Origin of the sequence: Phytohabitans houttuyneae, assembly GCF_011764425.1 — a bacterium.
GTDB lineage: Bacteria > Actinomycetota > Actinomycetes > Mycobacteriales > Micromonosporaceae > Phytohabitans > Phytohabitans houttuyneae.
Window position 1 is genome coordinate 1,986,446 of record NZ_BLPF01000002.1, and the last position, 25,637, is coordinate 2,012,082.

A 25,637-nucleotide genomic window follows, 5' to 3' on the forward strand; every position below is an offset into this window, starting at 1 on the left:
GTCACCCCTTCAGTCCGGTCGTGGCGATGCCCTCGACGAAGTACCGCTGCCCGAGCAGGAAGATGACCGCCACCGGCAGGACGGACAGCACCGAGCCCGTCATGATCAGGGCGTGCTCGGCGTTGTACTGCGAGACGAACGTGTTCAGCCCGAGCTGTATCGTGCGCAGCTCCGGGCTGCGCAGGTAGATCAGCGGGCCCAGGTAGTCGTTCCAGGTGGTGACGAACGTGATCAGCGCCAGGCTGGCCAGCGCCGGCCGGGACAGCGGCAGCATGATCCGGCGGTAGATGCCGAACTCGGTGAGCCCGTCGACCCGGGCCGACTCGCTCAGCTCCTCCGGGATCGTCTCGTAGAACTGCTTCATCAGGAACACGCCGAACGCGCCGAACGCCTGGATCGCGATGATGGCCCACAGCGTGTTCGACAGGTGCAGCTTCGACATCAGGATGAACTGCGGGATCATGTACGACTGCCACGGCACCGCGATCGTGCCGACGTACGCCAGGAACAGCAGGTTGCGGCCGGGGAAGCGGACCCGGGCGAAGCCGTACGCGGCGAAGCTGCCGGTGAGCACCTGGAGCGTGGTCACGACGACCGACAGCAGCAGCGTGTTGCCCAACCAGGTGGTCAGGTCCGAGCGCTGCCAGATGTCGACGTAGTTGCGCCACACCACCGGGTCCGGCATCCACTTGATGGGGATGGTGAACACGTCGTTGTTCGTCTTCAGCGACGAGACGACCATCCAGTAGAACGGCAGCAGCAGCGCGGCCGCCGCCAGCGCGAGGGCGGCGTAGCCGGCCACCCGCCAGCCCCGGGAGGCGCGGCGCCGCTCGCCGGCCGGGCGCCCCGGCACCGTGAGAGTCGCGTGTGGACGCAGTTCGGTGAGGGCCATCAGCGTTCTCCTCGCCGGTTGACCAGGAACTGGACGGCGGTGACGCCGAAGCAGACGGCGAACAGCACGATGGAGACCGCCGACGCGTAGCCGAACTGGTTCTCCACGAAGCCCTTCTGGTAGATGTACTGCGACAGCACCAATGTGGACTGCCCCGGCCCGCCCTGCGTCATCACGAGGATGAGGTCGAAGACCTTGAAGCTCTCGATGGTCAGCATCACGGTGACGAAGAACGTGGTGTGCCGCAGGCCGGGCAGCGTCACGTGCGTGAAGCGCTGCCACGGGCCGGCGCCGTCGATCTGCGCGGCCTCGTAGAGCTGCGCCGGGATCGTCTGCAGGCCGGCCAGGAACAGCAGCATGTAGTAGCCCATGTACCGCCACGTGCCGACGAGGATGACCGCCGGCATCGACCACTGCGCCGAGGTGGTCCAGCCGGGCGGGTTGTCGACGCCGAGGCCGCGCAGGAAGGCGTTCACCGGGCCGTACTCGGGGCTGAACAGCTGGTTCCAGACGACCGCGATCGCGACGATCGACGTGATGTACGGGAAGAACGCGACGGTGCGGAAGAAGGCCACGCCGCGCAGCCTGCGGTTCAGCAGCAGCGCCAGCCCCAGCGAGGCCACCAGCGTCAGCGGGATGTGGAAGACCGCGTAGTAGATGGTGTTGCGCAGCGCCGTCCAGAAGCTGGCGTCGCTCCACATGCGACGGAAGTTCGCGGTGCCGGTCCAGTCCGCGACACCGAAGACGTTCCAGTTGGTGAAGGCCAGGTAGAACAGCGCGACGACGGGCACCAGCGTGAGCGCGGCGAAGCCGACGAAGTTGGGCAGGATGAACGACCATCCGGCCACCGTGTTGCGCCAAACCAGCCGGCGGGGCCGGGCCCGCGACATCGTTGCCATTCGGATTGTCTCCAGAGCGGTCGGTGGCGGGTCCGGCGCCGGGTGGCACCGGACCCGCCGTCACTCACTGGTTGAGGACCTCGTTCTTGGCGCGGGCCTGCGCGTCGGTGATGGCCTTGTCCAGCGGGGTGCTGTCGGACAAGATCGCCGAGTGGGTCTCGTTGAGCAGGTTCTGCAGGCCGGCGGTGTGCTTGGACACCGGGTTCTCCGGCTTGGTGTCGTGCTTGGCGTAGGCGAACTTGGACAGCTCGTCCTGGGGCACCCCGTCCAGCCCGAAGAGGGTCTGTGTGACCGCGTCCGAGGTCTGCGCCGGGGTGATGCCGATGCCGGCGAGCGCCTTGCCGGCGTCCTCGCCGACCACGTAGCGCAGGAACTCCTTGGCCGCGTCCTGCTTGGCCTTGCTCGCCCTGGGGTTGACGCCGAGCCCGGTCGGGTCGCCGAAGGTGACCGGCGTGGCCGACGTGCCCGTGGTCGACGTGTCGAACTGCGGCGCCGGGGCGATGCCCCACTCGAACTTGTCGGCGTCGCCGCTCGTGCGCTGCTTCAGCAGCGTCGCGATGTACCAGGTGCCCATCAGCAGCATCGCCGACTGCTGCTTGCCGAACTGCGCCTGGTACGTGAGCTTGTTCGTCGTCGCCGTGCCGAACGTCGGCTGCGCGCCCGCCGCCTGCAGGTCCAGCGACCGCTGGTAGTACGGCTTGAGGTAGCCGAAGTCACCGGAGAGCAGGTCGGCGCTGGGCGTCTGCGCCAGCGCGAAGCCCTGCACCGTCGACTGGAACACGTGCTGGTACGTGCCGGTCGCCTTCGCGCCGGCGCCCTTGAGGCCGGTGGTCAGCGCCTTGGCGGCGGTGGCGTAGTCGTCCCAGGTCCAGCTCCCGTCCGGCGGGTTCACCTTCGCCTTGGCGAACAGGTCCTTGTTGTAGAACAGCACCCACGAGTCCTGCCGGTACGGCACGGCGTAGGTCTTGCCGTCGACCTCGTAGGCGGTGCCACCCGCGGCGTCCGGCAGCTCCAGCAGCTGGCCGCCGCTCTGGTACGTGTAGAAGTTCTTGAGGTTCTTCAGCACGTACACGTCGGGCGCGGTGCCGGCGGCCAGGTCGGCGGTCATCTGCGTGTCGTAGTTCGTCGCGTCGTACTCTTTGAGCTCGACCGTCACGTTCGGGTGAGCGGCGTGGAAACCATCGGCGAGCGTCTTGAACTCGGGCGTCGTCGACAGGCTCCAGCCGGCAAGGGTGATCGTCACCGGGGCGTTCGGGTCGGTTGGCTCGTCCTCGCCGCCGCAACCGGCGAGGACGAGCGCCAGCGCCGTAGCGGCACTGATCGCAGCAGGTATCGCGCGCCTCATCCTTTCTCCTTCAAGGTCAGGGGCCCGGGGGCGGGCCCACGCTGCGGCCAGGTCGCCTCGCCGGCGTCTCCTGGCACGTCCAGGCTGGTCGTGGTGCTGACCCCGTCGGGCCAGTCGACCGCGACGACCAACCTGTGCCGGTCGTGCTCGCTTCGGTCGCCGGCGGGCCGGCGCCGCCCGGCCGCCGCGTCGTGCGCGGCGGGCGCGAGCGCGACCCGGCACCCGCGGCGGTCATCGGCCGCGTCGGCGCCGCCGGAGAGCGCGACCAGCGCGGCGATCCAGGCGCCCGGCCGGACCGGGTGCTCCAGCCAGGGCACGACCACGTCGCCGGCCAGCGGACCGCCGTCAGGCACCGCGGTGGCGCCGGCCGTGCCGCCGCCGTGCACGCTCTCCAGCCAGCTGGTCAGGCCGGCGCCGGTGGCGCGCGCGACGCCGCCGGCGAACGCCGCGGTCGCGTCGCCGGCCACGGGCCAGCCGCCGACCCGCAGCCGCAGCGCGCCGGCGTCCACGCCCTCGGCGAGGCTGTCGACGCGGGCCAGGCGCAGCTCCCAGGGGCCGCGCACGAGCGAGTACACCGTGACGACCCCGGCGGTGCGGTGCGCGCCCGCGCGGCCGCTGCCGTGGTCGCGGTGGCCGGGGTCCGGGTCGACCCAGCGGACCGTGCCGCGCGAGCCGGCCACGCCGACACCGTCGCTGTTAACGTGAACTACCAGTGTCCGCATCCCGGCGCGGTGGGTGGCCCGGCCGGCGCCGTCCACGAGCGTGACCGACTGGTCGATCGGGTTGAGCCAGCCGCCCTCGTCGAGCACCGGGCTGGTGGCGGTGGAGTAGCCGAGCCGCGCGTACAGCGGGGAGTCGCCTACGGTGCCGCCCTCCTCGGCGTGGTCGGTGCCGTGGTTGACGACCCGGACGATGCCGTCGGCGCGGGTGCCCGACACGAGCCAGCCCGGGGCGCGCACCGCCCGCACCGAGTCCGCGCGCTCGACCGGCAGCGGCTCCTCCGGCGCCGTCCACACCGGATGGTCGGCCGGCAGCGCGATGCCGAGCAGGCCCTTGCTGGCCCAGTAGGGCGAGCCGGGCCCGGAGTACCGCTGGGCGAGCCGCCGCCACGGCCCGTGCCACCCCATGGTGAGCAGGCCGCGGTCGTCGAAGGCGCCGCGCTCGGTGAAGTGGCGCACGACGCTCGTGGCGGCGCGGCGCAGCTGCCCGGGGCCGACCGACGGCACGCCGGCCAGGGCGCCGACCCAGAACGGCGCCGCGGCCGCGAACCGGTAGATCAGGCTGCGCCCTTGCACCAGCGGCGCACCGTCGGCGCCGACCAAGGCGACCGCGTCGCGCAGAAACCTGTCCAGGGTCGCCACGTCGCGGTCGCGGCGGCCGGCCGCCAGGTCCGCCGCGCCGGCCATCCGGGCCCACAGCGTCGGGTACACGTGCAGGGCCCAGCCGACGTAGTGGTCGTACGCCCGCTCGGCGCCGTCGGACAGCCAGCCGTCGGCGCGGGCGAAGCCGTCGTGGGTGGCGAGGTCCTCGGCCATCTCGCCGAGCGAGTGCGGCCCGCCCACCGAGCGCAGGAACGTCTGCACGACGAGGCGGAACCAGACCCAGTTGATCCGCGGGTACGTGCCGTCGCCCACCGCGGGCGCCAGGTAGTCCACCACCCGCTCCCGCACCGCGGGGGAGAGCCGGTCCCAGATCCACGGCCGGGTCAGGTCGAGCACCAGCGCGAGGGAGGCGGCCTCCACCTTCGCCTGGGGGTGCTCCCGCATGCGCACCCAGCGGTCGGGCGCGGCCGGGTCGGTGCCGGTGGCGATGCCCTTCGCGTACCACTCGGCGAGCGCGTCGACGCCCACCCCGCGTGCCCCGGCGATGCGGAAGCCGGCCAGCAGGAAGGTGCGGGCGAACCCTTCGAGGCCGTCGACCTCCCGCCCGTAACCACCCGCCGGACCGGGGATCGTGACCAGGGCGTTTCCCGGCGACGCGAACGGCCGGACGGCGGCGAGCATGCGGTCGGCGAGCGCCAGCCAGTCGGCGCGGCCCCAGGTGCCGGCCAGCGCGGCGGGGCTCGCCGCTCCGGGCATCATCCGCGGTCCTGTCGCATCGGTCCGTCTCCATGGAAGGGGGCGAGCGGAGGGCGTTGCCGGCTGGTGTGACCGGGAGGCAACGGCTGGGTTTCCGAAGTAAAACGCTCACAACCGAACGTGTCAATAACTTGATCACACCTAGGCGAGCAGATTCGATCAAACTGATCTGATATGATCACGTCCGATCACGGTTGTTCAGCAGCTCGCCGAGGTGTCATGCCCCCAACGACCGCTTCGCCGGCCCCCTCGCCGCGGCCTGGCCGGACACCGGTGCCGACCTGCTCGCGCGCGTGCTCGTGCCGCCGGCCGAGGCCCTCCCCGTGCCGGCCGCCGGCGACCGCGCCACCTGGGCCCGGCCGGACGCCGCCACGCTGGAGCACCTGCGCGCGGGGGCCGAGCGCGAGCGGGGGACGCCCTGGCCCGAGACCCTCGCCCACCTCTACGCGCGGTTCTTCCGTGACGGCGACCGCGACGCGTACGAGCAGCGGGTCTTCGCCCGCCACCGGCGGCTCACCCGGGCCGCCGTCCTCGCCGCCGCCACCCTCGACGGCGGCTGGCTCGACGAGGTCGTCGACGGGGTGACGCTGCTGTGCGAGCAGAGCGGCTGGTGCTGGCCGGCACACGACGACACGCGCGCGGTCCACGGCGCGGTGCTGCCCACGGTGACCGACCCGTGCCTGGACCTGGGCGCCGGCGAGGTCGCCGCCCAGCTGGCCTGGGTCGACCACCTGCTCGGCGAGCCGCTCGACGCCCACACGCCGGGCCTGCGCACCCGCGTGCGGTACGAGGTGGACCGGCGGGTGCTGACCCCGTTCGCCCGCCGCCGCGACTGGCACTGGCTCGGCCTCGACGGCGACGTGCACAACTGGAGCCCGTGGATCCACGGCAACGTGCTGGTCGCCGCGCTGCGCCTGATCGACGACCAGAGCCGGCGGGCCGCGCTGGTCGACCTGGTGGTCCAGGGGCTCGACCGGTACGTGGCGGCACTGCCCGCCGACGGTGCGATCGACGAGGGCTACGCCTACTGGTGGAACGGCGCCTGCCGCGCGCACGAGGCGCTCGACCTGCTCGCCCACGCCACCGGCGGCGCGCTCGGCGGCGTGCCCGGCGAGGCGCTGCGCCACACCGTCGCCTTCCCGCATCGGATGCACCTGGGCGGCGAGTGGTACCTCAACCACGCCGACGGCTCCGCCCGCCCGGCCGGCGGCCAGCCCTGGCACGCCCTGCACCGGGCCGCCCGCCGGGTCGGTGACACCGACGCGCGGGCGCACGCCGCCGCTCACCGCCGCCCCGGCGAGCCCGTCGCCGGCGAGGAGCACGGCCTGGGCCGGCTGCTGCGCGCGCTCACCGACCCGGAGTGGGTCGCGGCCGAGCCCGCGCCGCCGCCGCTGCCGCGCGAGGTGTGGCTCCCGTCCACGCAGGTGCTCCTCGCCCGCCCCGCCGCCGGCAGCCCCGCCGGCCTCACCCTCGCGGTCAAAGGCGGGCACAACGGCGAGCACCACAACCACAACGACGTCGGCTCCGTCGTGGTCGCCCTCGACGGCGTTCCGGTACTCGTCGACGCCGGCCGCCCCACCTACACCGCGCAGACCTTCGGGCCCGGGCGGTACGACATCTGGACCATGCGCAGCGACTGGCACAACGTGCCGCACATCCGCGGCACCGCGCAGGCACCCGGCCGCGCCCACGCCGCGCGGGACGTCACGGCCGCCGCCGGTGAGCTGCGCCTCGACCTCGCCGGCGCGTACCCGCGCTCCGACATACGGCACTGGCGGCGCACCGCGCGGCTGGAGCGCCACAGTGGACGGATCGTGGTCGTCGACGACTGGGCGCTGGACCCCGACGCCTCCGCCGCGCCGACCCACCTGCACCTGCTGGTCGCCGGCGACGTGCGGATCGGGGCCGGACACGCCGACGTCACCGCCCTCGACGGCGCCGGCCGGGTCAGGCTGCGCTGGCAGCCGCGCTCCGCGCCGTGCGCCTCGACCACCCGTGTGCTCGACGATCCTATGCTCGCCGGCGTGTGGGGACAGCGGCTCACCCGGCTGGCGATCGACGTCACCGCCGCCGGTACGACCGGCACGTTCGCGCTCACCGTCGAGCAAGTCCACCCGCACGACGCGCCACCCGGAGGTAGCCGATGACAGAGCCCCGCGGTCCGCTGCAGGTCGCCCGCCGGCAGCAGTTGCTGGAGGCGCTGCAGCGCGACGGTGCGATGCGCATCTCCGACCTGTCCCAGGCGCTCGGCGCGGCCCAGGTCACGATCCGGCGCGACATCGCCCAGCTCGCGGCCGAGGGACTGGTCCGGCGGGTGCACGGCGGGGTCGCGCTGATCGCGCCGGACGAGCCGCCGGCGGCCGGCGAGGTGCCCGCGGCCCTCGACTCGCTCAGCGGGCGCACGCTCGGCATGCTCGTGCCCTCGCTCGACTACTACTGGCCCGACGTGGCGAGGGGCGCGGAGGAGGCGGCCATCGAGCTGGACATGCGGATCGTGCTGCGCGGCTCGTCGTACGACACCGAGGACGACAAACCCCAGCTCGAACGCCTCGTCGACCGGATGGCCGTCGACGGCCTGATCATCGCCCCGCGGATGGACGCGCCCACGGCGGAACGCACCATCGACTGGCTGGCCCACGCCGGCGTACCCGTGGTGCTGCTCGAACGCGCGGCCACCGTGGGCCCGCACCACGCGGTCATGGAGTCGGTGGTGACCGACCACGCGCTCGGCGCGGCCATGGCGGTGCGGCACCTCACCTCGCTCGGGCACCGCAAGGTCGGCGTCCTGCTGGACTCCAACAGCCCGACCCGCCCGCACGTGCGCCGCGGGTGGCTGGAGGCCGCCGCCGAGTGCGGGCTCGACCCCGCCGCCACGGTCGAGGTCGTGGTGCCCGACGCCCGCTCGCCGGAGCGCGACGCCGTGCTCGACGAGGTGCTCGACCGCTGCCAGGCCACCGGCACGACGGCGCTGCTGGTGCACGCGGACGCGGAGGCGATCGCGCTGGTGCAGCACTGCGAGGAGCGCCACCTCTCCGTGCCCGGCGACCTGTCCATCGTGGCCTACGACGACGAGGTCGCCGGCCTGTTCAGCCCGCCGCTGACCGCCGTCCGCCCGCCGCGCCGCTCGATCGGCCGGGCCGCGGTGAGCCTCGTCGCCGACCGCCTCGCCGACCCCGACCGCCCCACCCACCGGGTCGTCATCAGCCCGTCCCTGCGCATCCGCGAGTCGACAGCACCCCCGCGCGCGTAGACGATCCATCCAAGGGATCCGGGCCACCGCGATGTCCGCGGTGGTCCGGACCGTCGCTCCCGCGGTCTCACCCTCCGCGGTCGCCCAACTCACCCCCCGAAGAGCCAGGTCCCGCAGATCGCGCGCCGCCTGCCCTTGATGGACGGTCGCGGACCTCCGCGACGGCGCCGCCTTGCTCCGGGTCCGTCCACAGTGCAGCGTCGCCCGCTGACGGTCCGTGACGTCCGATCAGGTGCGGGCGGGGTGCCTCGAGAACTGGCTCTTCGGGGTGAGCTGGGCGACCGCGGAGGGTGAGCCGCGGGAACGCACCCCAGGACGACGCTCCGCCGCGCTCCACCTTTCCCCGGAGCCCTGCGCAGCGGTCCGGACCACCGCGGACACCGCGGTAGCCAGATCTCGCGCGGCCGGGCGAAGGTCGACCCCGTCACCGCCGCCGGATCGTGGTACGGACTGGCCCTCCCGCGGGCGGATCCGTACCACGATCTCTGCCCATACGCGGAAATCCCGCGCGGAGGGCGGGCATCGAAGCGTTTAGAGTCGGCGGTGTGCGGCGGACCTCAAGGGACATCCGGGTCGCAAACCGGTTCGAGGTGATGCGGCACATCATCGCGTCCGCGACGGTCTCGCGGCAGCAGGTCGCCGGCCTGACCGGGCTGAGCTTCGCCACCGTGGCCAACCTCGTCGGCGAGCTGCTCGAGCTGGGGCTGCTGGTCGAGGTCGGCTACCAGGACTCCGGCGGCGGCCGGCCGCGCGGGCTGATCGCGGTCAACCCGGCCGGCGGCGTGCTGGTGGGCGTCGACGTGGCCGAGACGTACGTGCACGTCGAGGTCTTCGACCCCGCCCTGACCGTGCTCGCCAGCGTCGAGGAGGCGCTGCACCCGGACGAGGCGCGGCCCGAGCAGGTGGTCGCGCACATCCTGTCCAGCCTGCGGGGCGCCCTCGCGCGGGCCGGCGCGCCGCACGAGCGGGTGCTCGGTGTCGGCGTGAGCGTGCCGGGCCAGGTGGACCGCGAGGGCGGGGTGTCGGTGTTCGCGCCCAACTGGGACTGGCACGACGTGCCGCTGCGTGGCATGCTCGCCGCCTCGCTTGACCTGCCGCTCTACCTGGACAACCCGTTGCGCGCGTGCGCGGTCGCCGAGCTGTGGTTCGGGGCCGGGCGGGGCCGCGACGACGTGGCGGTGGTCAACCTGGGCACCGGCGTCGGCGCCGGGTTCGTGTTCGGCGGCGCGCTGCACCGGGGAGCGACAAACAGCGCGGGGGAGTGGGGGCACACCACGCTGGTGCTCGACGGCCGGCCGTGTCACTGCGGCAGCCGCGGCTGCGTCGAGGCGTACGTAGGGGCGCCGGGGATCATGCAGAACCTGCGCGACCTGGCTCCGGACAGCGCCATGCTGCACCCGCAGGACCAGACCGCGACGATCCGGGCGCTCGCGGAAGGCATCGCGGCCGGCGACCCCGTCGCGGTCAAGGCGTTGGCCGAGTCGGCGCGGTACCTGGGCGTCGCGATCGCCGACCTGATCAACCTGGTCAACCCGGAGGTGGTGGTGCTCAGCAGCTGGGTGGCCGGGCTGCTGGGCGAGCCGCTGCTGGCGGAGGTGCGCGCGGTGGCCGCCGAGCGCGCGCTGACCCGGCCGCTCGCCGCCGCGGAGATCACGCTGTGCGGGATCGCGGGCAACCCGGTGAGCCTGGGCGCCGCGACGTTCGCGCTGGAGCAGTGCCTGGCTGGGATCGGGTCCCGCGCGTAAAAACTGCTACCCCTTCGTCAATGGGTTTGAAAAAGTCGCGCGAGGGGTTGACAGCCGTGCATGTTATCGCTAACACTCGTGCGCAACGCGACCGTAACATTGGAGTCCCGCGATGCGTATCCTCCCGGTCCTCGCACTGTCCACATTGGTCGCCGGCCTTGTCGTCGTGGTGTCGGGCAGCCCGGCGCAGGCGGCCGCGCTGCCGACCGGCGCCCGCTCGCTGGAGTCGGTCAACTACCCCGGCCGGTTCGTGCGCCACGCCGGCGGGCTGGGCCAGGTCGAGGCGGTCACGTCGGGCAGCACCGCGCAGCTCAAGCGGGACGCGACGTTCACGGTGGTCAACGGGCTCGCCTCGCCCACCTGCTACTCCCTGCAGACCAGGGACGGGCTCTTCCTGCGGCACCGCGACTACCGGCTGCGGATCGACGCCAACACCGGCGAAGCGGCGTTCCGCGCCGACGCCACCTTCTGCGCGGTCGACGGTGCGGAGGCCGGGTCGGTCGCGCTGACGTCGTACAACTACCCGGGCCGGCGGATCCGCCACCGTGACTTCGCGCTCTGGCTGGACGCGACGCAGGACACGGCGGCCTTCCGGGCGGACAGCTCGTTCCGCCTGGTGTCCCCGTGGGCGCCGAAGACGGCCAAGGGCCCGGTGATCCCGGGCCTGTTCGCCGACCCGCACATCGCCAGCTTCAACGGCCGCTACTACCTGTACCCGACGACGGACGGGTACGCGGGCTGGGGCGGCACCTACTACAAGGCGTTCTCCTCCACCGACCTCGTCAACTGGACCGACCACGGCGTGATCCTCGACCACGGGCCGGACGTGTCCTGGGCCGACAACTCGGCCTGGGCGCCCGCGGTGGCCACCGCCAACGGGCGGTACTACCTGTACTTCAGCGGCGGCCTCGCCAGCGGCAACACGACAAAGCAGCTGGGCGTGGCGGTGGCCGACTCGCCGGCCGGCCCGTTCCGGGACGCGCTGGGCCGGCCGCTGGTGACCGGCAGCCAGTTCTCCGGCGGGCAGGCGATCGACCCGATGGTCTTCACCGACGACAATGGACAGTCCTACCTGTACTGGGGGCAGGGCGTCGCGCGGGCCGTGCGGCTGAACGCCGACATGGTCTCCTTCGACGCGGCGCAGGTGCGGGTCATCACGCCGTCCGGCTACAACGAGGCGCCGTTCGTGTTCAAGCGCAACGGCGTGTACTACCTGATGTGGTCCGAGAACGACACGCGCAGCGAGGACTACCGGGTCGCGTACGCCACCGGCTCCACGCCCCTCGGCCCGTGGACCAACCGCGGCGTGGTGCTGCAGAAGCGGCTCGACGCCGGCATCAAGGGCACCGGCCACCACTCCGTCGTGCGGGCGCCCGGCACCGACACGTGGTACGTGGCGTACCACCGGTTCGCCGTGCCGGCCGGCAACGGCACCAACCGCGAAACCACCATCGACCGGATGGAGTTCAACGCCGACGGCACCATCCGCCCGGTCGTCCCCACCCTTTAGGAGAACCCGATGAGGCGAGCCTTCAGACGCCTGGGCACCACGCTCATGGCCGCGGTCCTGCTGTGCACATCATGGGCGGTGACCACCGCACAACCCGCCGCCGCGCTCGACCCGACGGTCGGTTACCTGATGGCGCACTTCACCGGCGAGTCGGCGACCGGCGAGCAGATCTACCTGGCGCACAGCACTGACGGCCTGCGCTGGACGGACCTCAACAACGGCAGCCCGGTCCTGCTCTCCACGGTCGGCACCCGCGGCGTCCGGGACCCCGCCCTGGTCCGCTCGCCCGCCGGCGACCGCTACTGGATCGTCGCGACCGACCTGCGGATCGCCAGCGGCACCTCGTGGAGCGACGCGGCCAACCGGGGCAGCACCTCGCTCGTCGTGTGGGAGTCCACGGACCTCGTCAACTGGTCCGCGCCGCGCCTGCTCAACGTCGCCGCGGGCATCAGCGGCGCCGGCAACGCCTGGGCGCCCGAGGCCATCTGGAACGCGGCGACCAACGACTACGTCGTCTACTGGGCCACCAACTCGCTGCGCGACGGCGTGACCAAGCACCGCATCTGGTACGTGCGGACCAGCGACTTCCGCACGTTCACCGCGCCGCAGCTGTACATCAACCGGGGCAGCGGCCAGGGCATCATCGACACCCAGATCATCGAGGTGCCGAACAGCACCGGCGGGTACCGGTACTACCGCGCCTCCGCCGACGGGCACATCACGATCGAGGGCAGCAACTCGGTGCTCGGCTCGTGGACCACGCTCGGCAACCTCTCGCACATGGGCATCTCCAACGGCACCGGCGGCGGCAATGTGGTCGAGGGCCCGATGTGGGCGCAGTTCAACGGGCGCAACGAGTGGGCGCTGTGGCTGGACCAGTACGCGACGGGCCGCGGCTACATGCCGATCACCTCCACCAACCTCGGCAGCGTGCAGAACTTCCGGACCCGCACCGACTACGCGATGGGCGGCAGCCGCAAGCGGCACGGCTCGATTCTCAACATCACCGCCGCCGAGCAGAGCCGGGTGCTGGGCAAGTGGGGCAGCACGCTGCCGGTCAACCGGATCCAGTCGTACAACTTCCAGGACCGGTACGTGCGCCACGCCAACTACGACGTGCGCATCGACCCGAACGTGAGCCCCGCGCAGGACGCCCAGTTCCGGGTGCGGCCGGGCCTCGCCGGCGCGTCGGGCACGGTCTCGTTCGAGTCGGTCAACTACCCCGGGTACTACCTGCGCCACTACGGCTTCGACTTCCAGCTGGCCAGCAACGACGGCAGCGGCACGTTCGCCGGTGACGCGACGTTCCGGCAGGTGGCCGGGCTGGCCAACTCGTCGTGGGCGTCGTTCCAGTCGTACAACTACCCGGACCGGTACATCCGGCACTACAGCTACGTGCTGCGGCTGGACACGATCCCGGACGCGACGGCCCGCAACGACGCCACGTTCCGGCTGACGAGCTGATGAAGGCGCTCGCCGCGCCGCGCGGTCCGTGTTTTCCCTACCCGCGCGGCCGGGTCGGGCGCGGGTTTCCACGGGACTTCCGCGCCGGGGTCGACGCGAGGATCCGCGCTGGCCAATGATCTGCGCTTGTTCCCTCATCTCACCAGGAGCTCGTTGTGACTTTCCGGCACCCGTGGCGGCGGGTCCTCGCCGCCACCGCCGTCATAGCCGGCGCGGTGTTCGCCGTGCCGACCGCCGCGCAGGCCAACCCGGAGCACGGCATCGCCCTGTTCGGCGGCCCGAACTGCACCTTGGACTACGTGCTGGCGGGCTGGCAGCTCACCAACACCAATCCCATCCCCGCGACCGTCATGCAGGTCGACGCGGGACCGGTGGAGCTGTCCGGCATCGCGGTCGGCTCGGTGATCCCGGCGGCCGTCGACGGCCAGACCGGCACGCTGACCGGCACGCAGGAGTTCAGCCCCGCCTACGACGGCCCGTTCACGCTGTCCGTGACGGTGAACATCGGCGTCCAGTTCGCCACGCTCAGCCTGTCGTACACGATCGACGACGAGTGCGAGCCCGACTACGACGGCCCGGGCCTGCCCACGACGCCGCCCACCCAGGGCCCGCCGACCAGCGGCCCGCCGGCCACCACCGCGCCGCCCACGCCCGAGCCGACGGCCACGCAGCCGCCCGCGACGCTCGTGCCGACGACCCCCGCGGCCGGGCCGTCCCTGCCGGTCACCGGCGGGGACCCGCTGCCGATCGTGGCCGCCGGCCTGGCCCTGGTCACCGGCGGCGGGCTGCTCGCGCTCGTCATCGCCCGGCGCCGGCGGAGCCGGTTCGTGAGCTGACCCGAACAGCCGCGAAAATGGCCGCCCGCGCACGCGCGGGCGGCCATTTTTCGTGCGTACCGGCCGGCGTGTGTCACATCCCCGGCGGTGGCGGTGCTTTCAAGATGTGGAGGAAGATGTAGAGCTCGCGGGGCGCGGTCGTACCGCAGCCGCCGTGCCGGCGCTGCTGTCGCTCGACGGGCGCGGCCGGGCGGTGAGGCGAGCGGAGCGGAAGGACGCCGTGGCCGTGTCGACTCCTCCGGGACGAGCGGCCGTCCGTCCCGATCTCGAACAGGTCTTCCGTGCGGCCTACCCGCGGGTCGTCGCGGTCGCCGCGCGCGTGCTGGGCTCCCGGCACGAGGCGGAGGACGTCGCCCAGGAGGTGTTCCTGACCTTCGGGCGCACGTCGGTGCCGGCGGGCGAGGCGGTCGGCTGGCTGTCCGTCGCCGCGGCGCACACCGCGCTTAACCACCTCCGCTCCGGGCGCCGCCGCGCGTCCCGGGAGGAGGCGGCCGGCGGCGGCGACACCGTGTCCCCGGACGTCGCCGACGCGGTCGTGACCCTCGACGAACGCCGCCGCGTCCGCGCGGCGCTGGCGCGGCTGCCCCGCAAGCAGGCCGTCGCCCTTGTCCTGCGGCACAGCGGCCTCAGCTACGCCGAGGTCGCCGCCGCTCTCGATCTCTCACCGGGCAGCGTCGGCACGACCGTGCGGCGCGCCGAGTCAGCCCTACGCGAGGAGTTGAACCGTCATGCGTCATCCGACTGACGGCACGTTGCGCCGGCTCCTGGACGAGCCGGCGGGTGTGGCCGACGCCGACCGCGCGCACGTGGCGGCGTGCCCGGTGTGCCGGTCCGGGCTGGCGGCGATCCGCGAGGACGCCGTGGCCGTCGGCGCGGCACTTGACGTCGAGGTCGCACCGGACGTGGACGCCGCGTGGCAGCGGCTGTCCCGCGCGGCGGCCGTCGAGGGCCGGCGGGGTGCGGCCACCGCTCCCGGCCGCCGCTGGCGCGCCGCGCTGCGCAGCCCGTTGGTCGCCGTCGTCGGCGCCGTCACGCTGCTGGCCGGTGCGAGCACCGCGGCCGCCGCCAACTGGCTGCCGTTCTTCCACGCCGAGCAGATCGCACCGGTCAGCGCGCCCACGGCCGACCTGGTCAAGCTCCCCGAGCTGGACGACTTCGGCGAGCTCGCGATCACCGAGGAGATCAGGATCCGCACGGTCGGCAGCGCGGCCGCCGCCCAGGAGGCCACCGGCCTCGGCGTGCCGCGGGTGGCCGAGCTGCCGCGCGGCGTCACGGGGCAGCCCACGTACCACGTGCTCGGGCGGGTCAGCGCGACCTTCACGTTCTCGGTCGACAAGGCCCGGCGCTTCTCCGAGGCGGCCGGCGAGAAGCTGCCGCCGCCACCGCCCGGGCTCGACGGCAGCCAGTTCCGCCTGAACGCCGGGCCCGGCCTCGCGCTGGCCTGGTCGGAGGGGCGCCCGGTACCGGCCATGTTCGTCGGCCGCGCGGTCGCGCCGACCGCGTACTCCTCGGGCATCCCGTTCGAGACGGCCCGCGACTACCTGCTGTCCCTGCCGGTGCTGCCGGACAACGTGGCCGCGCAGCTGCGGGGTTTCTCCGGCGACGGGACGACGCTGCCGCTGTTCATGGCGGCCGAGAACATGACCAGCTCACCCGCGGACGTCGGCGGGCTGCCGGCCACGGTGCTCGCCTCGCGCGACGGTACGGTCGCCGGCGTGGTCTGGGTCGACGACGGGGTCGTCACCGCGGTGGCCGGCTCGCTCAGCGCCGACGAGGTGCTCTCGGTGGCGCGAGGGCTGAGGTGGGACCGGTGAGCGGCCCGGTCACGCGGGAGGACGGCGCGCACGAGGTGTTCGCCGACCTGCCACCGTCGCCCGCGGTGTGGTGCTCGGGGCTGCACAAGCGGTACAAGCGGCGCACGGCCGTCGACGGCGTCTCCTTCACCGTCGAGCGGGGCGAGGTGCTGGGGCTGCTCGGTCCCAACGGCGCCGGCAAGACCAGCGTCATCAAGATGCTCCTCGGCCTGGTCCGGGCCGACGCCGGCGAGGTGCTGCTGCTCGGGCGGCGCGCGGCCGACCCGAACGCCCGGGCCCGCGTCGGCTACCTGCCCGAGCTCTTCCGGTACCAGCCGTGGCTCAGCGCCGCCGAGGTGCTGGCGCTGCACGTGCGGCTCGCCGGCGCGACGGTGCCGGAGCAGGAGCGGCGCGACTGCCTCGCCCTCGTCGGCCTCGCCGACCGCGCCGGCGACCGGGTGGGCGGCTTCTCCAAGGGCATGCAGCAGCGCCTCGGGCTGGCCGTCGCGCTGGTCGCCCGCCCGGAGCTGGTCATCCTCGACGAGCCGACGAGCGCCCTGGACCCGCTCGGCCGCGCCGACGTCCGCGACCTGCTGCTGTCGCTCAAGGCGCGCGGGGTCGCCGTCCTGCTCAACTCGCACCTCATCGGCGAGGTCGAACGGGTCTGCGACCGCGTCGTGATCCTGGACAAGGGGCGGGTGGCCGCGTCCGGCACGCTGCCGGAGCTGCTCGGCCAGCGCGAGCTGCGGCTGCGGCTCGACGCCGTGGGACCCGAGGCGGAGGCCCGGTTGGCCGCGGCGGGGCGGCTGACCCGCAGCGGCGAGGGGTACGCCGTGGCGCTCCCCGCCGAGCTCGACGACGCGGTCGTCCCCGACCTGGTGGCCGACCTGGTCCGCCTCGGGGTCCGCGTACACGCCGTGGAGCCGGGGCGGATCAGCCTCGAGGAGCGGCTGCTCGACATTCTGCGTACCGGCCCCGGGGCCGGCGGGATCCGGTCCGAGGAGCGCAGCGACGAGGCCGGATTGCGCCGGCTTCCCGGAGGCCTCAGCGAGCGGAGCGAGCGCAGTCAACTCAGTCCCGGCGAGGAGCAGCGATGACCGTCCGTACCGTTCTCACGATCGCCGGCCTCACGCTCAAGGAGGCCGCCCGCCGGAAGGTGCTGCGCTCGCTGGCCGCGCTGACCGTCGTACTGCTGTCGCTCAGCGCCTGGGGCTTCTCCCGCATCGACGCCGAGTTCGGCGGCATGACCAGCGGCGAGGCGCGGCTGACCGCGTCGCTGGTGCTCAACCTGGTGATGTTCGGCCTGAGCCTGATCGCCGCGCTCGGCACCGCCTTCCTCGCCGGTCCCACCATGTCCGGCGAGACCGAGTCCGGCATCGCGCTCGCGGTGCTGGCCCGCCCGGTCCGCCGCTCGGCGGTGCTGCTGGGCAAGTGGCTGGGGCTGGTGGCGTTCGGCAGCGGCTTCGTCGCGGTGGCCGGGCTCGCCCAGCTGCTCATCGTCCGCATTACCACCGGCTACTGGCCGCCGAACCCGGTCGCCGGCCTGGCGCTGCTCGCCGCGCAGGCGGCGGTGCTGCTCACGCTCGGGCTACTGCTGTCGACCGCGATCTCACCGATGGCCTCCGGCATCGTCGCGGTCGGCCTCTTCGGCTCTACCTGGATCGCCGGCGTGGTCGGCGGCGTCGGCACGGCGCTGGACAACGACAGCGTGGCCCGCGTCGGCACCATCTCCCGCATGCTGCTGCCGACCGACGGCCTGTGGCGCGGCGCGATGAACTCCTTCCAGGACCCGACGCTGCTGACCCAGTTCAGCGAGGCGTTCAAGGGGCACCCGTTCCTGAGCTCCTCGGGCCTCACCCCCGCGTACGCCGGCTGGGCGGTGGTCTGGGTCGCCCTCGTCCTGGGCCTCGCCGCCGTCTCCTTCCAGCGCCGCGACCTGTGACCGGCGCGGCGGGGTGAGGGCGACCAGCCGCGGCGGGTGACGTGGCGGGAGCGACGGTCCGGACCACGACGGACGCCGCGGCAGCCCAAATGATTGTCCTAAATGGACCCGGCGTCGTGGATGAGGAGGGCGACCTGGACGCGGTTGTTGAGGTCCAGTTTGGACAGCAGCCGCGACACGTGGCCCTTGACCGTCGGCACGCTCATGCCGAGCGCGGCGCTGATCTCCGCGTTCGACAGGCCGCGCCCGACCGCGACGGCGACCTCGCGCTCGCGGTCGGTGAGGCGGGCGAGGCGGGCGCGGGCCTCGGCGCGGCGCGGCCCGGCCGCCGGGTCGGCGATGTGGTCGATGAGCTGGCGGACGACGGCGGGGGAGAGGGTGGCCGCGCCGGCGGCGACCGTCCGCACCGCCTCGATGATGTCGTGCGGCGGGGTGTCCTTGAGCAGGAAGCCGCTGGCCCCGCCGCGCAGCGCCTCGAGCACGTACTCGTCGGCGTTGAACGTGGTCAGCACGATCACCTGCGGCGCCGACCGCCGGCCGCGGATGCGCTGGGTGGCGACCAGGCCGTCGACCCTCGGCATGCGGATGTCCATGAGGATGACGTCGACCAGGTGGGCGTCGGCGATCGACACCGCCTCCAGGCCGTCGCCGCCCTCGGCGACCACCTCGATGTCCGGCCAGCCGCCGAGCAGGATGCGCAGCCCGGCGCGGACCAGCGGGTCGTCGTCCACGACGGCCACCCGGATCGGCCGCTCGCGGGTCAGCCCGGCCACGGCAGCCAGGCCCGCAGGCGGAAGGTGTCGCGCTCGGCGCCGTACTCGATCCGGCCGCCGGCCAGCGCGACCCGCTCGGCGAGCCCGACAAGGCCCATGCCGGCACCCGGCACCGCCGGCCGCGCCGGGGTGGGCGGGCAGGCGTTGGTGACGGTGACCCGCAGGTGGTCGCCGGCCGCGCCGTCGAGCACCACCTCCACCGGGCTGCCCGGCGCGTGCTTGCGGGCGTTGGTGAGCCCCTCCTGCACCAGGCGGTACACGGTGCGGCCGAGCGCCACCGACGGGCCCGCCGCCGGCACGCCGCTGGTGTAGGCGACCGCCATCCCGCCGGCGCGGGCGTCGTCGACGAGCGCGGGCAGGTCGCCCAGGTCCGGCTGCGGCGGCTCCGGCCGCCCGGGAGTGCCTTCCCGGAGCACGCCGATGACGGTACGCAGCTCCTGCAGCGCCTCGTGCGAGCTGTCGCGGATCGCGGCCGCCGCGAGCGCCACCTCGTCGGGCCGCGCGTCGGTGCGCACCTCCAGCGCCCCGGCGTGCAGGCTGACGAGCGACATGCGGTGGGCGAGGACGTCGTGCATCTCCCGGGCGATCCGGGTGCGCTCGGTCAGCCGCGCCTGGTCCACGCGCAGGTGCTGCTCGGCCTCCAGCCGTGCGGCGTGCTCGCGCAGCGAGCGGGTCAGCCGCCGGTGCGCCTGCACGAACAGCCCCCACCCGACGGCCGCGACCGTGACCACGCCGCGCACGACGAAGTCGACCCACAGCGGGTAGGCCGGCTGGTCGTGCAGGAGGAAGTAGAGGCCGGCGAGCAGGACGTTCGCCGCACCGAGCAGCAGGACGACCCGCCCCCGCCGCCGGACCGCGGCCGTGAAGAGCGCGGCGGTGACCGGTCCGGTCGCCATGATCGACACCGCGCCGAACGGCAGCAGCGCCAGCGCGAGCCCGACCGGCCGGCGGCGGCGTACCACCAGCGTGGCCGCGCAGAGCACGCCGACCGCGACGTCCACCGGCCACGGCACGACCGCGCCGGGCGACGTGGCGTCGCCGAGCCGCACCATCACCGCCCCGTAGGCGAGGGCCAGCCCGATCGCGATGCCGTCCGCCACCCGGTCGCGCCGCGCCGACCCGGGGCTGCCCGCCGGCTCGGGCACGAGCAGCGCGAACAGCAACGTGGACATGGGCGCAGCCTACGAGCCCCGGCGCGCGGCGGCACCTACCAAAGTCGCGGGCGGCGCCACGACCGCGGTCCGATGCGCGCCGCCACCGCCGCGCCGCATCGTCGGTCCATGATGGTCACACGCTTGTGGCGCCCGGCCGCCGCACTCGCCGTCGCGGTCCTGTGGGGTGTGGTGGCGGCGCGCTGGACGCCGCGCGGCCCGCTCACCAACGCCGACGCGCTGTGGTCGGTCGGCATCAGCGCGGCGGTGGGGCTGGCCGCGGGGTGGGCGAGCCGTTCGCGGTGGTCCATGCTCGCGGCCCCGGCGGCCTTCGTCGCGGCCCTGGAGCTGACCCGCGCGGGGGTACCGGGACCGTCCGTCGACGCCCCGCACGCGAGCCCGTTCGGGATCCTCGCGCTGGTCACCGGCCGGGGCGTGCACGGCGTGCTGTCCGTGCTGCCGCTCGTGCTGGGCGCCGCCTACGGGGCCGGCCTGACCCGGCGCGGGCAGCGTGCCAGCCGGATCCGCCGGGCGGCCACCGCGCTGGTCACCGCCGCGCTCGTCGCCCTCACCGCGGCCGTCGCGATCCCCGCGCGCACCGCCTCGACCGGACCGGGCGGCGTCGCCGACCTGGCCGCCGTGCACGGCCTGCGCGTCATGATCCGCGGCCAGGACGCGGCGGCGCCGGTGCTGCTCTTCATCCCCGGCGCGCCCGGCGGCTCCGAGCTGGGCGCGATGCGCCGCCGCCTGGCCCCGCTGGAGAAGCGGTTCGTGGTGGCGACGCTGGACCGGCGCGGCGGCGGCGGGTCCTACCCCGCCCTCGACCCCACCGGCGCGGCGACGCTGGACGGCGCGGTCGCGGACACCATCGCCGTCACCGACTACCTGCGCGACCGCTTCGGCAGGGCCAGGATCTACCTGCTGGCGCACTCGGGAGGCTCGATCGTCGGCGTGCTCGCCGCCCAACGCCACCCCGACCGCTACCACGCCTACATCGGCACCGGCCAGGCGGTCGACCTCACCGCCAGCGACCGCATCTTCCACACCGACGTCCTCGCCTGGGCGCGCGCCACCGGCCGGGACGGGCTGGCCCGGCAGCTGGCCGCGCAGGGACCGCCGCCGTACGACAGCGTGTACGGCTACGAGCCGCTGATGACGTACGCGCCGGAGGCGTACGGCCAGGGCACGCCCGCCTTCACGGTCGACGTCCCCGAGTACACGCTGCTGCAGAAGGTGCACACCCTGAACGCGATCCTCGACACCTGGAGCGCCCAGTACCCGTCGATGGCCCGCGTCGACCTGCGCCGCGACGTGCCCCGCCTCGAGGTGCCCGCCTACTTCGTCCAAGGTGGACGCGAGATGCGCGGGCTGGCCGTGCCGTTCGCGCAGTGGTACGAGCGGCTCCAGGCCCCGCGCAAGCACCAGGAGGTCTTCGCGGCCGCGGGCCACCGCGCGATGTTCGACGAGCCGGGCCGCTTCGTGTCCTTCATGGAACGGCTCCTCCCGCCACCCTGAGGGACGTCCGCGGCGCCGCCCGGCGTCCTGTCGCGCGGTCGCGGTGCGCGGTTCGATTTGTTTCAAAGGATTTTGGGCTACCGCGATGCCCGTCGTGGTCCGGACCGTTGCTCCCGCGGCCTCACCGTCCGCGGTCGCCTAGGTCACCCCGAAAGAGCCTGCTCGCGCAGATCTAGCCCGACCCCGAGTTGGAGGTGAGCTGCCGCTGTGCGCGGGGTGCCGCCTCACCCTCCGCGGTCGCCGAGCTCAACCCAGGAGCCCGCTTCGGCAGATCTTGGCAAGTTCGCGTCGAAATGGCGGTTTCAATCGGTGGTTGCGACACTCTTTGATGATCTTGGTGGGTGGTGTGGTGGCGGCGCGGTTGAGTTTTGCTGAGCGTGAGCAGATTGCGTTGGGTCGGGCTGGTGGTGAGTCGATCGGGTCGATCGCGCGGCGGTTGGGGCGGCATCGTTCGACGGTGTCGCGGGAGGTTCGTGCGGATGAGCAGTACGGTCAGCGGTATCGAGCCAGCGTGGCTGATTACCGGTGTTATCTGCGGTCGCGGCGGCCGAAGCGGGCCAGGCTGGTCGGGTCGGGTCGGTTGCGGGAGGTGGTGCTGGGGTGGTTGCGGCGGCGTTGGTCACCGCAGCAGATCGCGGCCCGGTTACGGGTGGAGTTCCCGGACGAGCCGGAGATGTGGGTGTCGCACGAGACGATCTACCAGGCGATCTATCTGCAGGCGCGGGGGAACCTACGCGGGGAGTTGGCTCGGCAGGTGGCGTTACGGTCTGGGCGGGCCCGGCGTCGGGCTCGGCCGGTCGATGGTGGGCCGGTCCGCTCGCAGCGGCCCTGGCTGGGGTTGAATATCTCCGCCCGTCCGGCCGAGGCCGGTGATCGGGCGGTGCCCGGGCATTGGGAAGGTGATCTGCTCGAAGGCGGCCGCGGTGCCGGCGGTTCAGCGATCGCGACGCTGGTGGAGCGGCATACCCGGTTCGTGATCCTGGTCGGGTTACCCCACGGCAAGGTCTCCGAGCATGTCATCGCCCAGTTGGCCACCGCGATGAGCCGGCTACCCGAGCGGCTGCGGGCCTCACTGACCTGGGACCAAGGCACGGAGATGGCCCGCCACCTGCAATTCACGACGGCTACCGGCTGCCCGGTCTACTTCTGCGACCCCCGATCACCGTGGCAACGCGGCAGCAACGAGAACACCAACGGCCTACTACGCCAATACTTCCCCAAAGGCCGTACCGACTTCACCACCATCAGCCAAACCGACCTGGACACCGTCGCCGACGAACTCAACAGCCGCCCCCGCCAAACCTTGGCCTGGGCCACCCCCAGTGAGAAGATGGCCCAGCTCCTAGGCGTTGCAACCACCGGTTGACCCCGCCAATAACGCGCAAACTAACCAAGATCTCGAAGCTCGCGCCGCCTGCCCCTGATCGATAGTCACTGACCGCCACGGCGGCGCTGTCTTGCTCCGGCCAGACCGGCTGCGCAGGGATCAAGGAGCCGGGTGGCGCATTGCCTCGGGAACAGATCGTCTGGGGGTCACTGCGGCCGCCGGCGGGGTTGAGTCTTGCGACCGCGGAGGGTCAGGCCGCGGGAACGCACCCCAAGAAGACGCTCCGCTGCGCTCCACGTTTCCCCGGGGCCCCGCGCAACGGTCCGGACCACCGCGAGCGTCGCGGTAGCTCAAGGTCCTGGAACAGGTCGTTGCGGTGAGCGTGGATCGGCGGTCCGAGCTGGTGACCGTCGTGGAGCCGGCACTGGACCGGACGCGGTCGCGATCATTCGGCTGCGACGGCGATCGCCGCGTCCTAGACTGGCGATGTCGGACAAAGCGGACAGTGCCCGCAGGGCGGCGACCAACCCGGTTTGGTCCGCGGCCTGACCGGCGGGGGTCCGGAGGGAGGGCATCATGCCTGATGTGTCGACTCAGACCGCGTCCACCATGGAGGAGGCGCGCGAGATGGCCGCGGGCGCGGCGGGTCCCGCGCTGGTGCTCGCGCCCGAGACGCTGCAGCAGATCCAGGATGCCGAAGCCGCCGGTGGCTTCGAGGGCGGCATGTCCGGTGCGTCCGGCGACGGCGGCTTCTCCGCCCCCGGTGTCGCGCCCGACTCGAGCTCGGCGTCCGGGTCCGCGCCCGGGGCACCCGCGCCCGGCGGAGGTTCGCTCGGCATCCTCGTCGAGGAGGCGGCGGAGAAGGCACTGGACCTGAAGGACATCTGGGAGGCGTTCAAGGGCGACCCGCTGGGTCCGGTGATCCTCGTCCCGACGCGCGAGCTGCAGCGCTGGCTCGGCACCGGGACCGTCGACGGCGCCTGACCTCGCCACCGCGCCGCGACGCGGGTCCGCGCGGCCGGGGTCTCATGTGGAGTGTGCCCGGAAGAGGGCGGCGTACCGGTCGATGCAACCGTCCACACCGAACTCCTCGCGGGCCCGCTTGCCGCCCTGCCGGCGCGCGTCGGCGTCCCAGCCCAGCACGTCCAGCAGCGCGGCGCGCAGCCCGACCGGGTCGCGGGGCTGGACCACCGCGCCCATGCCGGTGGCCACCACCGGGTAGCGGCCGCCGGGCAGGTCGCTGGTCACCGACGGCACGCCGCACATCATCGCCTCGGCCTGCGCGATGCCGAACGACTCCGCGACGGACGGCAGCGCGAACGCGTCGATGGAGGCGTAGAAGTCGTTGATCTGCCGGCCGCGCAGCAGGCCGAGGATCCGGATCCGGCTGTCGCGTTCGGCCGCCGCGCGGACGCGGTCGATCACGCTGCCGCCCGCGACGGTGAGGTAGTCGCCGCCGACCAGCAGGCGCGCCTGCGGGTCGGTGATCCCGGCGAACGCCTCCACCAGGTAGTCCAGCCCCTTGTCCGGCACGATCCGGCCGAGGAAGCCGATGTGTGGCCCGGACGTCTCCCGGTACGCCGGCTCGCCGCCGCGCCGGTCGAGGCAGGGCGCCGCGATCGCGGACCGGCGGCTGTCCCGCAGCACCGGCCACAGCTGCGAGTGCCGCGCTTGGTCGTCGCTGTTGACCACCACCGCGTCCGAGCGGCGCAGGGTGATCCGGGACGACACCCGGACCGCGGCCATCGCGGCCCGGGTGACCAGCGTGGGCGGCAGCCACAGGTCGATGTGGTACGTGCTGACCACCGGCACCCGCAGCGGCAGCCCGGTGATCGCCGCACCCTCCAGCATCGGCAGGTGCAGGTTGACCACGCGCGAGCGGCGGGCGACCCGGCGCACCAGCCGCGCGAAGCCGGGGCACACCGGACCGCGGCTGATCGAGGCGACCATCGGGCTGCGGTACACGTCCACGCCCTCGCGGCTCTCCCGCAGCGGCAGCGTCTTGTCGTGCTGGCTGGCCACCACCGCCACCCGCCAGCCCCGGGCGGCCAGCCCTTCGGCGAGCACCCGCGCCACCTCGGTCAACCCGCTGACGTACGGCGCGTAGTAGTTGACCGCCACGCACAGGTCGTAGTCCTTCATGCCCCCTCCACGGGTCACCAGATGCTCGCCAGGACGGCCTGCCCCAGGACCGCCGCCCACAGGCCGAGGTTGACCTGCAGCGCGCGGTCGCGGACCAGGTCTTCGGTGGGGTTGCCGCCGGAGCTGCCGACCGTGACCATCTGCAGGTACCGGTGGACCGCGAAGGCGGCGAACGGAAATGTCAGCGCGGCGGTGACCGGCCCGTACGGCGGCGTCGACACCCACACGAAGGCGAGGTAGCCGACCAGCGCCGCCACGAGGTTGACCACCACGACATGGTCCAGGAACTGCACCGAGTACGCCCGCAGCGCCGGCCGGTGCGCGGTCGCCTCACCACCGTCGGCGAGCATCGCGGCCAGCTCGTGCCGGCGCTTGCCCAGCGACAGTGCCAGGCACGCGCAGTAGACGCCGATCAGCAGCGCCGGCTGGGTCTCGATGCCGACCGCGACCGTGCCGGCGAGTACCCGCAGGACGAAGCCGAGCGACACCACCGACACGTCGACCAGCGGCTGGTGCTTGAGCGCCAGGCAGTACCACAGGTTGATGGCGAGGTAGCCGCCGACGATGACGCCGACGAGCCCGGGCAGCGCGGTCAGCAGCACGGCGGTGCCGGCCAGCAGGGCGGTGAGCAGCGCGACCGCGGCCGGCGTGTTGACCACACCGCTGGCCAGCGGGCGCAGCCGCTTGGTCGGGTGCAGCCGGTCCCGCTCGCGGTCCTTCAGGTCGTTGAAGACGTAGACCGCCGAGGAGGCGGCCAGGAAGGCCAGCAGCGTGCCGGCCAGCGGTACGACCTGCGCCACCGCGGCCACCGGGTCGGCCACCACCGGCGCCAGCAGCACCAGGCCGCCCTTGACCCACTGTCGGGGCCGCAGCAGGGTGAACAGGCCGCCGAGGCGGGCCGGAGCCGTCCGGCTGACGGTGACGACCGGCAGGTCCGGCGGGGCAGGGCTGGGGACTTTCAAGGCGTGATCCATG

General features: G+C 73.4%; 21 protein-coding genes. 13 read left to right on the forward strand and 8 right to left on the reverse strand.

Going from position 1 to position 25,637, the window contains the following annotated elements; genetic code table 11:
* Window position 1: 1 nt before the first annotated feature.
* The 4 genes from Phou_RS32155 to Phou_RS32170 all read right to left on the reverse strand — a co-directional run bounded on the left by Phou_RS32155 (window position 2) and on the right by Phou_RS32170 (window position 5,217).
* The gene (locus Phou_RS32155) at window positions 2-892 is read right to left on the reverse strand and encodes a carbohydrate ABC transporter permease (protein WP_173063070.1); all 891 of its coding nucleotides are present in this window, start codon (window positions 890-892) and stop codon (window positions 2-4) included.
* Entirely contained in the window at window positions 892-1,791 is a 900-nt protein-coding gene (locus tag Phou_RS32160; RefSeq protein ID WP_173063073.1) for a carbohydrate ABC transporter permease, read from the reverse strand. The genes Phou_RS32155 and Phou_RS32160 overlap by 1 nt, the downstream gene beginning before the upstream one ends.
* 64 nt (window positions 1,792-1,855) lie before the next feature.
* Window positions 1,856-3,136, reverse strand: coding sequence for an ABC transporter substrate-binding protein (locus tag Phou_RS32165; RefSeq protein ID WP_173063076.1), 1,281 nt, complete (start codon window positions 3,134-3,136; stop codon window positions 1,856-1,858).
* A complete protein-coding gene (locus Phou_RS32170) occupies window positions 3,133-5,217 on the reverse strand; it encodes a DUF2264 domain-containing protein (protein WP_173063079.1) in 2,085 nt (694 codons plus the stop codon). Before Phou_RS32170 ends, Phou_RS32165 begins: the two co-directional genes overlap by 4 nt.
* A gap of 191 nt (window positions 5,218-5,408) precedes the next feature.
* Here Phou_RS32170 and Phou_RS32175 point away from each other — a divergent pair, with 191 nt between their 5' ends.
* The 10 genes from Phou_RS32175 to Phou_RS32220 all read left to right on the forward strand — a co-directional run bounded on the left by Phou_RS32175 (window position 5,409) and on the right by Phou_RS32220 (window position 17,754).
* Entirely contained in the window at window positions 5,409-7,361 is a 1,953-nt protein-coding gene (locus Phou_RS32175) for a heparinase II/III domain-containing protein (RefSeq protein WP_173063082.1), read from the forward strand.
* Window positions 7,358-8,464 carry a substrate-binding domain-containing protein gene (locus Phou_RS32180; protein WP_173063085.1) on the forward strand — a complete coding sequence of 369 codons (1,107 nt, stop codon included), beginning with the start codon at window positions 7,358-7,360 and terminating at the stop codon, window positions 8,462-8,464. The genes Phou_RS32175 and Phou_RS32180 overlap by 4 nt, the downstream gene beginning before the upstream one ends.
* A gap of 545 nt (window positions 8,465-9,009) precedes the next feature.
* Window positions 9,010-10,209 (forward strand): ROK family protein, encoded by a 1,200-nt coding sequence (locus Phou_RS32185; protein ID WP_173063088.1) that lies wholly within the window; start codon window positions 9,010-9,012, stop codon window positions 10,207-10,209.
* Between the two features lie 112 nt (window positions 10,210-10,321).
* Window positions 10,322-11,719 (forward strand): family 43 glycosylhydrolase, encoded by a 1,398-nt coding sequence (locus Phou_RS32190; protein ID WP_173063091.1) that lies wholly within the window; start codon window positions 10,322-10,324, stop codon window positions 11,717-11,719.
* A gap of 9 nt (window positions 11,720-11,728) precedes the next feature.
* A complete protein-coding gene (locus tag Phou_RS32195) occupies window positions 11,729-13,183 on the forward strand; it encodes a glycoside hydrolase family 43 protein (RefSeq protein WP_173063094.1) in 1,455 nt (484 codons plus the stop codon).
* A 155-nt stretch (window positions 13,184-13,338) separates the two neighbouring features.
* Window positions 13,339-14,019 carry a hypothetical protein gene (locus Phou_RS32200; RefSeq protein WP_173063097.1) on the forward strand — a complete coding sequence of 227 codons (681 nt, stop codon included), beginning with the start codon at window positions 13,339-13,341 and terminating at the stop codon, window positions 14,017-14,019.
* A 106-nt stretch (window positions 14,020-14,125) separates the two neighbouring features.
* On the forward strand, window positions 14,126-14,764 hold the full coding sequence (locus Phou_RS32205) for a sigma-70 family RNA polymerase sigma factor (protein WP_246273997.1): 639 nt from the start codon (window positions 14,126-14,128) through the stop codon (window positions 14,762-14,764).
* On the forward strand, window positions 14,748-15,833 hold the full coding sequence (locus Phou_RS32210; RefSeq protein WP_173063100.1) for a hypothetical protein: 1,086 nt from the start codon (window positions 14,748-14,750) through the stop codon (window positions 15,831-15,833). The genes Phou_RS32205 and Phou_RS32210 overlap by 17 nt, the downstream gene beginning before the upstream one ends.
* Entirely contained in the window at window positions 15,830-16,909 is a 1,080-nt protein-coding gene (locus tag Phou_RS32215) for an ABC transporter ATP-binding protein (RefSeq protein WP_246273998.1), read from the forward strand. The genes Phou_RS32210 and Phou_RS32215 overlap by 4 nt, the downstream gene beginning before the upstream one ends.
* Window positions 16,906-17,754: an ABC transporter permease gene (locus Phou_RS32220; protein ID WP_173063103.1), complete on the forward strand. Its 849-nt coding sequence runs from the start codon at window positions 16,906-16,908 to the stop codon at window positions 17,752-17,754. Before Phou_RS32215 ends, Phou_RS32220 begins: the two co-directional genes overlap by 4 nt.
* Before the next feature lie 98 nt (window positions 17,755-17,852).
* On the opposite strand, the gene Phou_RS32225 is transcribed toward Phou_RS32220, so the two are convergent.
* Together Phou_RS32225 and Phou_RS32230 are read right to left on the reverse strand one after the other, a co-directional pair.
* Window positions 17,853-18,527, reverse strand: a complete 675-nt coding sequence (locus Phou_RS32225) for a response regulator transcription factor (protein WP_218579294.1) — start codon at window positions 18,525-18,527, stop codon at window positions 17,853-17,855.
* Complete coding sequence (locus tag Phou_RS32230; RefSeq protein WP_246273999.1) at window positions 18,515-19,699, reverse strand: sensor histidine kinase; 1,185 nt, start codon at window positions 19,697-19,699, stop codon at window positions 18,515-18,517. Before Phou_RS32230 ends, Phou_RS32225 begins: the two co-directional genes overlap by 13 nt.
* 108 nt (window positions 19,700-19,807) lie before the next feature.
* On the opposite strand from Phou_RS32230, the gene Phou_RS32235 reads away from it, so the two are divergent.
* From Phou_RS32235 to Phou_RS32245, 3 genes are all read left to right on the forward strand, one after another.
* The gene (locus Phou_RS32235; protein ID WP_246274000.1) at window positions 19,808-21,193 is read left to right on the forward strand and encodes an alpha/beta fold hydrolase; all 1,386 of its coding nucleotides are present in this window, start codon (window positions 19,808-19,810) and stop codon (window positions 21,191-21,193) included.
* A gap of 328 nt (window positions 21,194-21,521) precedes the next feature.
* Complete coding sequence (locus Phou_RS32240) at window positions 21,522-22,559, forward strand: IS30 family transposase (protein WP_173063106.1); 1,038 nt, start codon at window positions 21,522-21,524, stop codon at window positions 22,557-22,559.
* A 537-nt stretch (window positions 22,560-23,096) separates the two neighbouring features.
* Window positions 23,097-23,504 carry a hypothetical protein gene (locus Phou_RS32245; RefSeq protein ID WP_173063109.1) on the forward strand — a complete coding sequence of 136 codons (408 nt, stop codon included), beginning with the start codon at window positions 23,097-23,099 and terminating at the stop codon, window positions 23,502-23,504.
* A 42-nt stretch (window positions 23,505-23,546) separates the two neighbouring features.
* Here the strand turns inward: Phou_RS32245 and Phou_RS32250 are convergent, their stop codons facing one another.
* Window positions 23,547-24,662: a glycosyltransferase family 4 protein gene (locus tag Phou_RS32250; RefSeq protein WP_173063112.1), complete on the reverse strand. Its 1,116-nt coding sequence runs from the start codon at window positions 24,660-24,662 to the stop codon at window positions 23,547-23,549.
* A gap of 14 nt (window positions 24,663-24,676) precedes the next feature.
* Window positions 24,677-25,636: a UbiA prenyltransferase family protein gene (locus tag Phou_RS32255; protein ID WP_173063115.1), complete on the reverse strand. Its 960-nt coding sequence runs from the start codon at window positions 25,634-25,636 to the stop codon at window positions 24,677-24,679.
* Window position 25,637: the final 1 nt, after the last annotated feature.